General features: G+C 71.8%; 1 protein-coding gene. It reads left to right on the top strand.

The window, feature by feature from the left end; genetic code table 11:
* Positions 1–358: 358 nt before the first annotated feature.
* Positions 359–1,040: glutamyl-tRNA reductase (gene hemA / locus G6022_RS08800; RefSeq protein ID WP_182691384.1), on the top strand; the 682-nt coding region annotated here is incomplete at its 3' end.

The following is a 1,040-nucleotide window of genomic DNA, read 5'->3' as shown; positions in this document are numbered from 1 at the left end:
GCGCCGCGACCCGGGCCCGGGCCCGGGCCGCCGAGGGTCGGCGCTGCTCATGGCGGCCGCACGGCGTCCCCCGGGCATAGCATCCGCCCCGGCGACGGTTTTGTCCCGGGGTGCCAAGCGGGTTACGGTGGAGTTCGTTGCGGGTCGATCGCAGGCTCAGGCCACGGCCGTCCCGGCAGGGGAATCCACTGGGATTCGCCCTGTACGCAGCCGTGCACACCGACAGGAGACGACCGACTGTGGACCACCGTTCCGCGTGTGCGTCGAGTGTCGTCCCGTCGTTCCCGGTGTCCCGAGTTGACGCATCGGTGCCCATTCTGGCATGGGCCCCATCGGCACTCGCGTCCGGGGGTCGGCCGTGAGCATCCTCCTGGTGGGTCTGTCCCATCACAGCGCCCCGGTCGCCCTGTTGGAGTCGGTGGCCGTCGCGGAGGCCGATCGGGACGCCCTCACCGAGAACCTGATCAGCGGCAGCCACGTCGACGAGGCGATGATCGTCACCACCTGTAACCGCGTCGAGGTCTACGCGGCGGTGGAGGCGTTCCACCCGGCGCTCGACGACGTGGTGGGCCTCCTCTCGCGGCACTCCGGTCTCTCGGCCGACGAACTCAGCCGCCACCTCTACGTCCGCTATTCCGAGTCGGCCGCCGAGCACCTGTTCTCCGTGGCCTCGGGCCTGGACTCGATGGTCGTGGGCGAGCAGCAGATCATCGGACAGATCCGCACCGCCTACCAGTCCGCGTCCGACATCGGCGCGGCCGGCACCACCCTGCACCGACTCGCCCAGCAGGCGCTCCACGTGGGCAAACGCGTCCACACCGAGACGGGTATCGACTCGGCGGGGTCGTCGGTGGTGTCGGTGGCGCTCGACCGGGCCGCGGAGATCCTCGCCGAGGGGGCGGCCCCCGGGACAACCGGGTCCCCGTCGCGCCGTCTCGACGGACGCCGCGCGGTGGTGCTCGGGGCGGGCGCGATGGGCGGTCTGGCGGTCGCGCACCTGGGCCGGGCGGGGATCGCTCATATCGACGTCACCAACCGCA

This window comes from Dietzia sp. Cai40 (genome assembly GCF_014145165.1).
In the GTDB taxonomy this organism is placed as follows: domain Bacteria; phylum Actinomycetota; class Actinomycetes; order Mycobacteriales; family Mycobacteriaceae; genus Dietzia; species Dietzia natronolimnaea.
This window is presented reverse-complemented; position numbering and strand designations above follow the sequence as displayed.